Origin of the sequence: Neptuniibacter sp. PT8_73, from assembly GCF_047778045.1 — a bacterium.
Classification (GTDB): domain Bacteria; phylum Pseudomonadota; class Gammaproteobacteria; order Pseudomonadales; family Balneatricaceae; genus Neptuniibacter.
The window spans coordinates 335,721-349,206 of record NZ_CP180545.1; the positions used below are offsets into that span (position 1 = coordinate 335,721).

Annotated in this window: 12 protein-coding genes; 3 read left to right on the top strand and 9 right to left on the bottom strand. The window is 46.0% G+C overall.

Annotated elements, in window-relative coordinates; all coding sequences use genetic code 11:
• Positions 1-5: 5 nt before the first annotated feature.
• The 9 genes from ACMXYN_RS01485 to metK form a co-directional block, all read right to left on the bottom strand.
• The gene (locus tag ACMXYN_RS01485) at positions 6-1,010 is read right to left on the bottom strand and encodes an aspartate carbamoyltransferase catalytic subunit (RefSeq protein WP_415893179.1); all 1,005 of its coding nucleotides are present in this window, start codon (positions 1,008-1,010) and stop codon (positions 6-8) included.
• A gap of 9 nt (positions 1,011-1,019) precedes the next feature.
• Positions 1,020-1,535: a bifunctional pyr operon transcriptional regulator/uracil phosphoribosyltransferase PyrR gene (gene pyrR / locus ACMXYN_RS01490; protein ID WP_415893180.1), complete on the bottom strand. Its 516-nt coding sequence runs from the start codon at positions 1,533-1,535 to the stop codon at positions 1,020-1,022.
• Positions 1,516-1,992, bottom strand: coding sequence for a Holliday junction resolvase RuvX (ruvX, locus tag ACMXYN_RS01495; protein WP_415893181.1), 477 nt, complete (start codon positions 1,990-1,992; stop codon positions 1,516-1,518). Before ruvX ends, pyrR begins: the two co-directional genes overlap by 20 nt.
• A gap of 53 nt (positions 1,993-2,045) precedes the next feature.
• The gene (locus ACMXYN_RS01500) at positions 2,046-2,618 is read right to left on the bottom strand and encodes a YqgE/AlgH family protein (protein WP_415893182.1); all 573 of its coding nucleotides are present in this window, start codon (positions 2,616-2,618) and stop codon (positions 2,046-2,048) included.
• A 37-nt stretch (positions 2,619-2,655) separates the two neighbouring features.
• Positions 2,656-3,588, bottom strand: a complete 933-nt coding sequence (locus ACMXYN_RS01505; RefSeq protein WP_415893183.1) for a TonB family protein — start codon at positions 3,586-3,588, stop codon at positions 2,656-2,658.
• 30 nt (positions 3,589-3,618) lie between these two features.
• Positions 3,619-4,572 (bottom strand): glutathione synthase, encoded by a 954-nt coding sequence (gene gshB / locus ACMXYN_RS01510; RefSeq protein WP_415893184.1) that lies wholly within the window; start codon positions 4,570-4,572, stop codon positions 3,619-3,621.
• Between the two features lie 50 nt (positions 4,573-4,622).
• Positions 4,623-5,294, bottom strand: coding sequence for a 16S rRNA (uracil(1498)-N(3))-methyltransferase (locus tag ACMXYN_RS01515; protein WP_415893185.1), 672 nt, complete (start codon positions 5,292-5,294; stop codon positions 4,623-4,625).
• A 66-nt stretch (positions 5,295-5,360) separates the two neighbouring features.
• Positions 5,361-7,418, bottom strand: a complete 2,058-nt coding sequence (locus tag ACMXYN_RS01520) for an EAL domain-containing protein (RefSeq protein WP_415893186.1) — start codon at positions 7,416-7,418, stop codon at positions 5,361-5,363.
• A 179-nt stretch (positions 7,419-7,597) separates the two neighbouring features.
• A complete protein-coding gene (metK, locus tag ACMXYN_RS01525; protein WP_415883233.1) occupies positions 7,598-8,791 on the bottom strand; it encodes a methionine adenosyltransferase in 1,194 nt (397 codons plus the stop codon).
• Positions 8,792-9,105: 314 nt separating this feature from the next.
• Here metK and tkt point away from each other — a divergent pair, with 314 nt between their 5' ends.
• Genes tkt through ACMXYN_RS01540 form a run of 3 tightly spaced genes read left to right on the top strand, consistent with a single transcriptional unit; the run spans position 9,106 to position 13,414 of the window.
• The gene (tkt, locus tag ACMXYN_RS01530) at positions 9,106-11,100 is read left to right on the top strand and encodes a transketolase (protein WP_415893187.1); all 1,995 of its coding nucleotides are present in this window, start codon (positions 9,106-9,108) and stop codon (positions 11,098-11,100) included.
• 60 nt (positions 11,101-11,160) lie between these two features.
• Complete coding sequence (locus ACMXYN_RS01535) at positions 11,161-12,216, top strand: type I glyceraldehyde-3-phosphate dehydrogenase (RefSeq protein WP_415893188.1); 1,056 nt, start codon at positions 11,161-11,163, stop codon at positions 12,214-12,216.
• A gap of 34 nt (positions 12,217-12,250) precedes the next feature.
• Positions 12,251-13,414 carry a phosphoglycerate kinase gene (locus ACMXYN_RS01540; RefSeq protein ID WP_415893189.1) on the top strand — a complete coding sequence of 388 codons (1,164 nt, stop codon included), beginning with the start codon at positions 12,251-12,253 and terminating at the stop codon, positions 13,412-13,414.
• Positions 13,415-13,486: the final 72 nt, after the last annotated feature.

Consider the following 13,486-nt stretch of genomic DNA (forward strand, 5'->3'; position numbering starts at 1 on the left):
GGTCGTTACTCTCCTGCTTCCAACTGATTCGGGCGGCTTTTTGCTTGGCCGCTCATTGCCATAGACATAACAGCCATACGTACAGCAATACCGTTTGTTACCTGATCTAAAATAAGGGAGCGGTCTCCGTCCGCTACCGATGAGGCTATCTCTACGCCGCGGTTAATCGGACCAGGGTGCATCACGACTGCATCAGGTTTGGCTAGCAGCAGTTTGTCCATAGTAAGACCGTATAGCTTGTAAAATTCGCTTTCACTCGGCAGAAGTGCACTGTTCATACGCTCTTTCTGAAGACGCAGCATCATCACAACATCAACGTCTTTGATGCCTTCTTGCATATTGGTGAATACCTTCACGCCTAAGGCTTCGATATTGCGAGGCAGCAGTGTATTCGGTGCAATAACACGAATCTCATTTACACCCAGCGTACGTAAAGCGTGGATCTGAGAGCGAGCAACGCGCGAATGTAAGATATCACCGACAATTGCCACGGTTAATGGAGCAAAATCACCTTTAGCCTGACGGATTGTAAGCATGTCCAGCATTGCTTGAGTTGGGTGAGCGTGACGACCATCACCAGCGTTAATAACAGCAACATCTGGTGTTACGTGCTCCGCAATAAAGTGAGCTGCACCACTGCTTGAATGACGGACAACAAACATATCTGAATGCATTGCGTGAAGTGTCATTAGCGTGTCTTTTAGTGTCTCGCCTTTAGAGGTGGAAGACGTGCTGATATTTAGGTTCAAAACATCAGCTGAAAGACGTTTCGCTGCTAGTTCAAATGTCGAAAGAGTACGGGTGCTCGCTTCAAAAAATAGGTTTACGACTGTTTTACCTCTTAGCAGAGGAACCTTTTTCACCTGTTTAGCGCTCATGTCTACAAAAGAGTCTGCTGTATCTAAAATTTCAGTTAGCAACTCGCGAGATAGCCCTTCTGTGGTAATAAAGTGCTTCAGCTGGCCTTCATCTGTGAGTTGAATCTGATTCGGATCATTTTGTTCAAACATGATAAATACTCAGTCGTCAGAACGATTACGGATTTCCAAAGCCAGTGGCTCAGGACCTGTAAGTTTTACAGTTTCGTCGGCACTTATTGCTAGTGTGCCGCCAATTATATCTGCTTGTATAGGTAACTCACGCTGCTGCAGGTCAAGCAGTGTCGCAAGTGTTATGGATGCTGGGCGGCCATAGTCAAACAGTTCATTCATGGCAGCACGAATCGTTCGGCCACTCATGATGACGTCGTCTACAAGAATGACATGGCGTCCTTCTGTTGTGCAGGGTAGCTTGGATGGTTGAACTTTAGGGTTTAAACCGCTGGTTTCAAAGTCATCTCGATGAAAAGAGATATCGAGTACCCCCAAAGGGCTGTCTAATTCTAATGCTTGGTGTAGGCGCTCTGCTAACCATACCCCGCCCGTATGAATGCCGATCATTAGTGGATCAGGCTTATCATTTTTGGACAGCAATGCCTGTAACTCCTGCTGCATTTTCTCCAGCAGGGCTTCAGCATTAAGTACGTTTGTTGTCATAAACTTCCTCCAATCGGGTATGGCTAGGAATTCTAATGTCGCAATTAAACCAGCTTTCTAAGATCAGTTGCGCGGCAAGGCCATCGACAGACTCTTTCTTAAAATTATCACTGCCCCCCGCAGCAAAATGAATCTCTTTGGCTTCGGCGGTAGATAAGCGTTCGTCCATCAAGAAGCAGGGCGTTTTATACCGCTCATGTAATCGGTTGGCAAACTTCCTTGCTCTATGGGCCATATCACTGATAGTACCGTCAAAGTTAAGCGGTATGCCGACAACCAATGCATCAGGTTGCCATTCATCCATGAGCTTGGAAATCTCATCCCAATTAGGTTGGCCATCGCGTGCAGAAAAAGGGGGGAGTGGTGTGGCTGTGCCGGTAATGTTTTGACCCGTTGCAACCCCAATACGGGAGGTTCCAAAATCAAACGCCACAACTTGATTGATCTGATTACTCATGCCTGTGTCAGAGCCTTATATCCCAAATGGACATAATGCCTGACGTCTACATATCAGGCGTGTCCGGGTAGGGCGGTTAGTAGATCAAGGTTAATGCCCAATATTGATGCGGCTGCCTGCAAACGATCACCAGCCGGAGTGCTGAAGAGTATATCTGAATTTGCCGGACAGCTTAACCAAACATTGTCACTCATCTCCTGTTCTAGCTGCCCTGGGCTCCAGCCAGCACAACCTAGAGCTACTAGATAATTATGTTCAAAACGCCCTTCTGCTGCTGCTTCAATAGCATCAATAGATGTGGTGAGGTAAATATCATCTGCCACACAGTGGCTGTTACTCCATTCGAAAGGGTCGGATGCTTTGTGAAGAACATAGCCGCGATCACTTCTGACGGGGCCGCCACTAAAAATAGCTTGTTGCTGATTTGCGATAGAAGAGCAAGGGAGATTAAGGTGATCACATAGTTCAACCAGCGTGATACCTACAGGGCGATTAATAACAATGCCCATAGCGCCATAATCGCTATGGTCACAAATATAGGTGACAGTTTGTGTAAAGCTCTGGTCGTTTAGGTGAGGCATGGATATAAGAAAATGGTTGCGTAACGAACAGCTCGATGAGGTCATAATTACTGGCCCATTTTTTATCTACGTTATTTAAGAATTAGTCTAAATAAGCGCGTTTCTCAAATTTCCAAGTACGAATTATCTCAAGGATATCTGTACTTTTTCTCATCTCTACAGGGAACGGTTGGAAGGGCGCAGCGAGCCTAACTATCTGAATGGCTGCGTCATCTAGTATTGGTTTCCCAGATGATTCTAAGATCTCAATAGTTTTTACAGATCCATCGGGTTTGATTGAAACCAGCAGGCGTAAACTACCGTACATCTTGTTTCTTCGAGCTTCTTCTGGGTAGTTAAGATTACCGATGTTCTCAATTTTTTTGCGCCAGTTATGCAGATAAAGAGCATCCTCGCGCTTTTTAGTTGAGGCTGAAGTCAGGCGTTTGATGCGAGGTTGCTTTGCTCTCAGTTCGCGATGAGCATCAATCTCCGCTTGTAAACTAGCCATCTCAAGGCTTCTCGCAAGTAGAGATGTGCCGGGTGAGCCGCCGGACGGGGCTTTCTGTTGTTGCTTAGCGGTTATTGTGGACACCTTTTTTGTACTTTGTGTAACCGTGATAACCTTTTGTTTCGCTTTTTGTGTAGAGCTGTTGTCTGCTTTTGTCTTCGCATTAACCGCTACGGCACTTGGTTCAGGTTTTGGAGGGGTTGGTTCAACCGCCTGGGCTATAGCAGTAGCTTGCTTCGGTTTGTTATCCCTAAATTCTGCTTTTTGAGGAGTGGATGGCAACAGTTTATCTTTGCTTGTACCGCTGCCTTCTTGGTTAGCTTGAGCAATGAAATCGGCCTGCTTTGGGGCTGTTTCTTGCTGGTATTGGGCTAAGGTTATCTCAATTGTTTTTTGGGGCGGGCGCTCATTATTGAATGTGAACGTGATCCCCAAAATCGCCACTGCATGTAACGCAGTGGCGAAAAATAACGTAAAACCGAAACGTTCAACCGCGGTTACTGTTTGAGCTACAGCGGTGCTCACTTGGTTGAGTCCTTTGTTAGCAGCATCTCTTTATTGCTTTGCCAATTTTTGTTCGATTACGTCCATCAGCTGCATTCCAATATCTAGACCGTACTGATTATTCAATTCGCGAATGCAGGTTGGACTGGTTACATTAATTTCGGTGAGATAGTCACCAATAACATCCAGGCCAACAAATAATAATCCTTTTTCTTTTAGGGTAGGAGCAATCTGTTCGCAGATCCAATAATCTCGTTCGGTGAGTTCGCGTCCTTCTCCTCGGCCGCCTGCGGCCAAGTTGCCTCGAGTTTCCCCTTTCGCCGGGATTCGAGCTAGGCCATAAGGCACTGGTTCACCATCCACTAATAAAATGCGTTTATCGCCATCTACGATTTCAGGAATAAACTTTTGAGCCATGATGGTTTGTTGGCCGTGATTTGTAAGTGTCTCAATAATCACGCCTAGATTCAGGCCATCTTCTTTGATACGGAATATTTGTGAACCGCCCATGCCATCGAGTGGTTTGAAGATGACGTCACCATGCTCTTTGTGGAATTCGCGCAGCATAGATTCATGCTTGCTCACCAATACCGGAGGACAGCATTGCGGAAAATGAGTCGCGAACAGCTTCTCATTAAAATCGCGAAGGCTTTGGGGCTTGTTAACAATCAAAGAGCCTTCTTTTTCAGCCTGCTCCAATAGATAGGTAGTGTAGATAAATTCGTTATCGAATGGTGGATCTTTACGCATCAAAATCACGTTAAGATCGGACAGGTCGCAGGTCTCGTATTCGCCGCGTTCAAACCATTTTTGCTCGTCCATCATTACTTCAATAGGAGCCATCTTAGCTTGAGCTTTACCGTCTAGTGAGAATAGATGCTGCTGCTCCATATACCATAGCTCCCAGCCTTTCTGCTGGGCTGCCCATAGCATGGCGAGTGAACTGTCTTTTTTGAATGTGATGTTATCAATAGGGTCCATCACAATGCCGAGCTTAATTGTCATTTTTTGATCCTTAATCTTTACCATTTAAGCGCACAGGACATAATTTATGCCTAAGCAAGGTCGCCCCATAGATAATTGAGTAATGTTAATGCGGCTACGGGAGCTGTTTCTGTGCGCATAACGCGCGGTCCAAGTGTCAGAGGTTTGAACCCATATCGAGTTGCAAGTTCAACTTCATCGCTGGTAAGGCCGCCTTCTGGTCCAATCAGCAATGCAACAGAACGTGGAACTGACATCTCTTGCAACGGCTGTTCGCTGTGATGGTGTAGCACAAGTTTAAGTTCTGCATCTTGGACAGTGAGCCATTTTTCCAGATCAGTTGGGTATGCTATTTCAGGGGGCATAGTTCGACCTGATTGTTCACAAGCGCTAATAGCAATCTGATGCCAATGCTTCACACGTTTTTCTTGGCGATCTTTGGGAAGTTTGACTTCGCAGCGTTCAGAAAAGAGAGGCGTGATCGATTTTACGCCCATCTCAGTACTTTTCTGTACGGCATAATCCATTCTCTCTCCTCGAGAAAGCGTTTGACCAATAGTAATGGGTAAAGGGCTTTCAGTTGATGAGAGTGTGCTTTCAATGATACGTGCCGTCACACTGCGTTTTTCAATGTTGATTAACTCTGCCTTATATTCAGAGCCATCACCATTGAACAAAATGATCTGATCCTGAGGTCGCATTCTTAATGAGCGACTGACGTGTTGAACGACAGAATCACTCAAAGATACTTCTGCACCAGTTTGTAAGGGCTGCGATTCAAAAAAACGGGGTATTCTCATAATTAAGATTTAGTCGCCTTCAATGATTAGGTCTTCATCGATCAGTGCTTCATAGTCTGCCACGGCGAGAGGGCGGCTTAACAAGTAGCCTTGGACTACATCACATTGTTCTTCGCGGAGAATAGATAGCTGGCGTTCAGTCTCAACCCCTTCCGCTACAACGTGCAGTTGTAAACCTTGGGCCATTAGAATGATCGCCTGAACTATTTTTAGATCTTGTGGGTTGGTATCGATATCGTCGATAAACGACTTATCAATTTTAATATGATCGACTGGAAGGTTTTTGATACGGCTAAGCGAAGAGTAGCCAGTACCGAAATCATCTATCGAAATACTGACACCGAGATCACGTACACGTTTTAATTTTTCCTGAATACGACCTAGATCTTCGATCAATACACCCTCAGTCAGTTCAAGCTCTATATGCTCAAGCGATACATTGTATTGAGAAAAAATGTTTTGTAGCTTTTGCTCGAAATCGTTTCGTAGAAAACTGATGCCAGATAGGTTGATAGCAACGCGAGGAAAGGCAATGTCTTTGTCTAACCAATTACGGCATTGCTTGGCTACGGCATTGAGTACCCAGTGATCAAGGCGTGAAATCAAGCCGCTTTGCTCCGCTAGAGGAACAAACACTGCTGGCGATATAGGACCTAGTGTGGGATGAGTCCAGCGTAATAAGGTTTCAGCTGACAGCGGAGCATTACTTTCTAGATCAAACAACGGCTGGAATACCAAATAAAATTGGTCTTGGTCCATTGCAGTTGAGAGATCTTGCCACAGAGCGATTTTTTGTTCTGTTGTTTGTCCTTTAATCTGGCTGAAGTAGAGCCAGCCTTGCTCTCGTTTGCGGGCAGTTTTAGCGGCGATTTCTGAACGACCTATCAATTCAAACTGTTGATCACCATCTTCTGGGTAAGAGGCTATGCCAATACGTGCCCCAATTTGAATCTGTAGATTATCCAATTGGATTGGTTTTTCTATGGTATTAAGAATCGAATCGGCTATATCTTCAAGGTTGATGTGTGCCGGTTTGTTAATAAGCATTAAACCAAAACAGCCTTCACTTATGCGCGCTAATCGGTGGTTGATTGAGAGCATTTGTCTTAAACGATTGGCTGTTTCAATCAGGATCTGGTCACGCTGCTCATCACCTAATTCTATGGTTAAGTTTCTTAGTAGGTCTAAACGGATAAACAGAAATGAAACCTGTTCTTGGCTTTCGTAATTGCGAATGATCTCTCGTTCAAGCGCTTCTCCAATCGCGCGGCGATTATAGAGGCGCGTTACTGGGTCAAAGTTCTCGAGAAACTGAACATGTTCCTGCATATAGCGTAAGCGCTTGTTTTCAATCAAGTGGTCGCGAAATTCTTCTAATGACTGAGCCATTTGGCCGATTTCATCTTTATGATGGGTAAAGCGTATTTCCTGATCAATATCGCCTGCAGATAGGCGTTTCATTTGCCCAGAAAGAATGATGATTGGTTGAACGATATTTCGTGATATCAGAACTGCTGTAGCTAATGCTGCAAATAGTACAGCCAGAGTGATCGTGATATAGCTCAGAGCACGATTGATGTACACCGGAATGAGATCGTCAAGGTACACGCCTGTACCGATAATCAGATCGCTATCAGGGATTAGCTGTGCGTAAGTAAGCTTTTCGAGGGAGGGGCCTCCATCTGGTTTCGGTAGGTAGAGTTTCCAGAATTGAGATTTTTCAGGGTTTTCCAAAATTTGCTTGAAGCTGGCAGCAATGGCTTTGCCATTTTTTATGTTGGGTACTTCATTGATTAAAAGCCCTTCAAGCTCAGGTCGTTTGGGATGAAGGTAAACACGTGCTTCGTCGGTCATTAAAAAGATATAGCTTCCATCTGAATAGTTTGTGCCATAGATTAGCGAGCGAAGTCGCTGTAAATATTCTGTTTCAGATATCTGTTGGGACTTTTTTAGCGCGCGAAGCTGGAGAACCTGACTGGCAGAGGCTTGAACAACACTGCGAATCTGATCTTTCTTTCCGGCCAAGGTGTCTTGGTATGAAAAGTAAAAGGCAAGACTGGAAGTCATCAGTATACCCAGCGCGAGTATGATGACGAGTCCAATCAGCTTTTGCCGGATGCTAAAATTACTAAGTTGCATTAATTTTAAAAGGCCGCGAAAAGTAAGTTTCTCATTATTGTCATATAACTTACTGTAGGCAATAAAAAAGCGCCATAAGGCGCTTTTTTTGGAGAAAAATCACTAAATTAAGATAGGCCTGCAGCTTCGCGTAGTGCGTCTGCTTTATCAGTGCGCTCCCATGTGAATGCAGTAAAGGTTTCACCTTTGTACTCCATTTCGAACGGGTTACGGCCAAAGTGGCCGTATGCAGCAGTTGGCTGATACATTGGGTGAAGTAGATCAAGCATTGTAGTGATCGCGTAAGGGCGAAGGTCAAAGTGCTCACGAACTAATTGAATGATCTTATCATCGGAGATCTTGCCAGTACCGAATGTATTGATCGATACAGACGTTGGCTCTGCTACACCAATTGCGTAAGAAACCTGAATTTCACAACGGTCTGCTAGGCCCGCAGCCACAATGTTCTTCGCGACATAACGACCTGCGTAAGCAGCAGAACGGTCTACCTTTGATGGGTCTTTACCAGAGAATGCGCCACCACCATGACGAGCCATGCCGCCATAAGTATCAACAATGATTTTACGGCCTGTCAGACCACAGTCACCTACTGGACCACCGATTACGAAGTTGCCGGTTGGGTTGATGTGGAACTGAGTCTCTTTTGTGATCCATTCAGCAGGAATAACGTGCTTAACAATTAGCTCCATTACCGCTTCACGAAGATCTGCCTGCGATACTTCAGGGTTGTGCTGAGTAGATAGAACGAGTGCGTCAACACCTACTGGCTTGCCGTTCTCATAGCGGAATGTTAGCTGGGATTTCGCATCTGGGCGTAACCATGGCAGGAGACCAGATTTGCGAACTTCAGCCTGGCGCTCTACTAGACGGTGGGAATAGGTGATTGGTGCTGGCATCAAAACGTCAGTTTCGTTTGATGCATAACCAAACATCAGACCTTGGTCGCCGGCGCCTTGATCTTCAGGCTTAGCACGGTCAACACCTTGGTTGATATCAGGAGATTGTTTACCGATGATGTTGATTACGCCACACGTATCGCCATCGTAACCTACATCGGAAGATGTGTAGCCGATATCATTAATGACTTTACGAACTAGATCTTCCAAATCTACCCAAGCAGACGTTGTAATTTCGCCAGAAACGACGGCTACACCAGTTTTTACTAGTGTTTCGCAGGCAACGCGAGCATGCTTATCTTCAGCAATGATAGCATCCAGTACAGCATCGGAGATCTGGTCAGCAATTTTGTCCGGGTGACCTTCGGAAACGGATTCTGATGTAAATAAGCTATATTCGCTCATTGTGAAAATTACCTTTACAAAATAGGGCTTCGATGGAATTCACCTGATGCTAAAAAGACACAAAGTGTAGAAAAAAGTTTAGCAGTTGGAAGACCATGTGGATTTTTAAAGTGCGTATTCTACTCGCGACTTTAGTGAAATGCATATTTTTACAGTGCCTTCAGCATGAGAATTTTGAATTTTTGGATGAAAAACGCTCATTTTTACCCTGAAAGTGCAATTCTTATTTGAAGCTTTTGTCTATCTGCGAGAAAATTGCGCCCAATTTTTTCCTGAACCTTCTATTTTGGGCAAAACGCCCAGGAGCTGAGTTAATGTCTTCTCGTAGAGAACTTGCCAACGCGATTCGTGCGTTGAGCATGGATGCCGTACAGAAAGCTAAATCTGGTCACCCGGGTGCCCCAATGGGTATGGCGGATATCGCTGAAGTGCTTTGGAACGATTTCATGAAGCACAACCCAACAAACCCGCAGTGGTTCGATCGCGACCGTTTCGTACTGTCCAATGGTCATGGCTCTATGCTGATCTACAGCTTGTTGCACCTGACTGGCTACGATGTCTCTATCGAAGATTTGAAAAACTTCCGTCAGCTTCATTCTAAAACAGCGGGTCACCCTGAATACGGTTACTGCCCAGGTGTAGAAACGACAACAGGCCCTCTGGGACAAGGCATCACGAACGCAGTTGGTTTTGCTGTTGCGGAGAAAACGCTCGCGGCTCAGTTTAACCGTGAAGGTCACGATATTGTCGACCACAACACTTATGTGTTCATGGGCGACGGCTGCTTGATGGAAGGTATCTCTCATGAGGCGTGTTCTCTAGCGGGTACACTAGGTCTTGGTAAGCTGATTGCTTTCTGGGATGACAACGGCATCTCAATTGATGGTGAAGTTGAAGGCTGGTACACCGACGATAACGTTAAACGTTTTGAATCATACGGTTGGCAGGTTATCCCAGGTGTTGATGGTCACGATGCTGATCAGATTCGCGCGGCGATCGAGCAGGCAAAAGAAAACACAGAACAGCCAACATTGATCTGCTGTAAAACAGTTATCGGTTTTGGTTCTCCGAATAAAGAAGGTAAAGAAGATTGTCACGGTGCGCCGTTGGGTGATGACGAGATTGCTCTAACACGTGAACGTCTGGGCTGGGCTCATCCTGCCTTTGAGGTGCCAGCTGAAATCGCTGAAGACTGGAATGCACAGGAAGCGGGTGTTCACGCTGAAAATGAGTGGAACGAACGTTTTGCTGCGTACCGAGCTGAATTCCCTGAACAAGCAGATGAATTGCTTCGCCGTATCTCTGGTGAATTACCAGCAGATTTTGCAGAAAAGGCTGATGCTTATATTGCAGAAATTGCAGAGAAAGGCGAAACAATTGCGTCTCGTAAGGCATCTCAGAATGCGCTGAATGCATACGGTCCTCTTTTGCCAGAACTTCTAGGTGGCTCTGCCGATCTAGCAGGTTCTAACTTGACTCTATGGTCTGGCTGTAAAGGTGTAGAGAAAAACGATGCATCAGGTAACTACCTGTTCTACGGTGTACGTGAATTTGGTATGTCTGCGATCATGAACGGTATCGCTTTGCACGGTGGTTTCATCCCTTACGGTGCGACCTTCCTTGTATTTATGGAATACGCACGTAATGCAGTACGTATGGCTGCACTGATGAAGCAGCGAGCTATCCATGTTTACACGCATGATTCTATTGGTCTGGGTGAAGACGGTCCGACTCACCAGCCTGTTGAGCAAGTGGCTAACCTGCGTCACACGCCAAACATGAGCACATGGCGTCCGTGTGATGCAGTTGAATCTGCGGTTGCATGGAAATCTGCGCTTGAGCGTGTAGATGGCCCAACGGCAATGATCTTCTCCCGTCAGGGATTGCCGCATCAAGCTCGTTCAGAAGAGCAGATCGCAAACATCGCGAAAGGTGGTTACATCTTGCGTGATACAGACGGTCAGCCAGATGCAATTCTTATCGCTACCGGTTCTGAAGTTGGGCTGGCTATGGATGCAGCTGAAGCGCTGGCTGCTGACGGCGTGAAAGCACGTGTTGTCTCTATGCCTGAAACAGGTCTGTTTGATAGGCAGTCTGCGGAATATCGTGAATCGGTACTGCCAGCGGCTGTTACTGCACGTGTTGCGGTTGAAGCCCTGCAGGCTGACTTCTGGTACAAGTACGTTGGTTTGAACGGTGCCATCGTAGGTATGCATACCTTCGGTGAATCTGCGCCTGCAGGTGAACTTTTCAAACACTTCGGTTTCACTACTGAAAACGTAGTAGAAACCGTTAAATCTGTTCTTTAATAGAGCACGTAAAAAGACCCGGGGTTCCGGGTCTTTTTATTTGTAGGGTAGGGTTTTAGATTGAGTTATCGCGTTGCAATCAATGGCTATGGTCGAATCGGCCAGTGTGTCCTGCGTGCGATTTATGAAAGTGGATTACAAGATCTGTTTAGGGTTGTTGCTATCAATGAACTGTCCGATCTGGAAACGGTAACCTACCTGACCCGCTACGATACGACTCATGGTCGCTTTCCTGTATCTGTTGAGCATAATGGCAAACAGCTTCTGGTCAATGGCGATACTATTCAGATTCTGAGTGAATCTGATGCTGAGGATCTGCCTTGGGCCGATCTGGGTATTGATCTTCTTTTTGAATGCTCTGGATCGTTTAAAGCTCGTTCTCTAGCTGAGCTGCATCTGCATAGCGGTGCGCAACGCTTGTTGTTTTCTCAACCTGCGACTGATGAAGTCGATGCAACTATCGTATTTGGCCTTAACGAACAGCTATTACGTTCAAGCCATACAGTTGTCTCGGCAGCTTCTTGCACGACAAACTGTATTATCCCAGTACTAGATCTACTAGATAAACAGCTTGGGATTGAAAACGGTGTCACGACCACTATTCATTCCGCGATGAATGATCAGCCGGTTATCGATAGTTACCATCAAACTGATTTGCGTCTAACTCGAAGTGCTATGCAGTCGATTGTGCCGGTAGACACAGGTCTAGATAAGGGCATTGATCGCCTGTTACCGCATCTAGCGGGTAAGTTTCAGTGCCTGCATGTTCGAGTTCCCACGATTAATGTGTCGATGATGGATCTCTCAATTAATGTGTCCCATTCGACCAGTGTCGAAGAGGTGAATCAGATCCTGCAGCGTGCCTCTATCGAAGGGCCGTTAAAGGGACTATTAGGGTATACCGAAGAGCCTCATGCTTCGGTAGACTTTAACCGCGATTCCCGTTCCGCGGTGGTAGATGGCACCCAGACCAAAGTGTCTGAAGGGCGTCTAATCAAACTTGTCTGTTGGTTTGATAATGAGTGGGGCTTTGCTAACCGTATGTTAGATGTAGCACAGCACTGGTTAGCGTTGGGTGGCGAAGAAAAATTAGCTGCTAAAGAAACGAATTCCTGATTTAAATATTTAAAAACTTAAGTAGGGCACGTCGATGAGCGTACTGAAAATGAGCGAACTGGATCTGAGCGGCAAGCGCGTTCTGATCCGTGAAGACCTAAACGTACCAGTTAAAAATGGTGAAGTAACTTCTGATGCGCGTATCCGTGCATCATTGCCGACTATTGAGCTGGCACTTAAAGCGGGTGCTAAGGTGATGGTAATGTCTCACCTAGGTCGACCAACGGAAGGTGAATATAACGAAGAGTTCTCTCTACAGCCTGTAGCTAACCATATTGGCAGCTTGCTGGGCCGCGAAGTTCCACTAATTAAAGATTGGTTGGACGGATGCTTTGAAGTTGATGAAGGCGATCTAGTGTTGCTGGAAAACGTTCGCTTCAACGTAGGCGAAAAGAAAGACAATGAAGAGCTATCTCAGAAGATGGCTGCATTGTGTGATGTTTATGTTATGGATGCATTCGGTACGGCACACCGTGCTCAAGCGTCGACCCATGGTGTGGCAAAATTTGCTGAAGTAGCATGCGCAGGTCCTCTATTGGCGGGTGAACTAGATGCATTAGGTAAAGCGCTAGATAAGCCTGCTCGTCCGCTTGCAGCGATCGTTGGCGGCTCTAAGGTTTCTACGAAACTTGAAGTTCTGACCGCGCTGTCTGACCAAGTTGATCAGTTGATTGTTGGCGGTGGTATTGCGAATACTTTCCTTGCAGCAGCTGGTAAGCCAGTGGGTAAATCCTTGTGCGAACACGATCTGATTCCAGTAGCTCAAGACCTGATGGAGAAAGTAAACATCCCGATGCCAGTGGATGTTGTTGTAGCGAAAGAGTTTGCTGAAACGGCTGAGGCGACGGTTAAATCTGTTGATGATGTAGCTGAAGATGACATGATTCTGGATATCGGTCCACAGTCGTCACAGAATCTGGCTGCGCTGCTGAAAGATGCAGGTACGATCATCTGGAACGGCCCAGTCGGTGTCTTTGAGTTTGACCAGTTCGGTGAAGGTACCAAGACACTGTCTTTGGCAATCGCTGAAAACCAGGGCTTCTCTATTGCGGGTGGTGGCGACACGCTTGCGGCTGTGGATAAATACGATATTGCAGACAAGGTGTCTTATATCTCTACAGGTGGTGGTGCGTTCCTTGAGTTTGTTGAAGGTAAGAAGTTACCTGCAGTAGCTGCTCTAGAAGCAAAGAATTCATAAGAAACTGATTTTAATGTCGGATGGGTGGTAAACTCTGCCCATCCCCGTCTATCGACGAAGTTAACAAATATT

Excerpts from the sequence above, each read along its gene's own strand:
- ACMXYN_RS01485 (WP_415893179.1), bottom strand. The coding sequence starts at position 1,010 with ATGTTTGAACAAAATGATCCGAATCAGATTCAACTCACAGATGAAGGC.
- pyrR (WP_415893180.1), bottom strand. The coding sequence starts at position 1,535 with ATGACAACAAACGTACTTAATGCTGAAGCCCTGCTGGAGAAAATGCAG.
- ruvX (WP_415893181.1), bottom strand. The coding sequence starts at position 1,992 with ATGAGTAATCAGATCAATCAAGTTGTGGCGTTTGATTTTGGAACCTCC.
- ACMXYN_RS01500 (WP_415893182.1), bottom strand. The coding sequence starts at position 2,618 with ATGACCTCATCGAGCTGTTCGTTACGCAACCATTTTCTTATATCCATG.
- gshB (WP_415893184.1), bottom strand. The coding sequence starts at position 4,572 with ATGACAATTAAGCTCGGCATTGTGATGGACCCTATTGATAACATCACA.
- ACMXYN_RS01520 (WP_415893186.1), bottom strand. The coding sequence starts at position 7,418 with ATGACTTCCAGTCTTGCCTTTTACTTTTCATACCAAGACACCTTGGCC.
- metK (WP_415883233.1), bottom strand. The coding sequence starts at position 8,791 with ATGAGCGAATATAGCTTATTTACATCAGAATCCGTTTCCGAAGGTCAC.
- tkt (WP_415893187.1), top strand. The coding sequence starts at position 9,106 with ATGTCTTCTCGTAGAGAACTTGCCAACGCGATTCGTGCGTTGAGCATG.
- ACMXYN_RS01540 (WP_415893189.1), top strand. The coding sequence starts at position 12,251 with ATGAGCGTACTGAAAATGAGCGAACTGGATCTGAGCGGCAAGCGCGTT.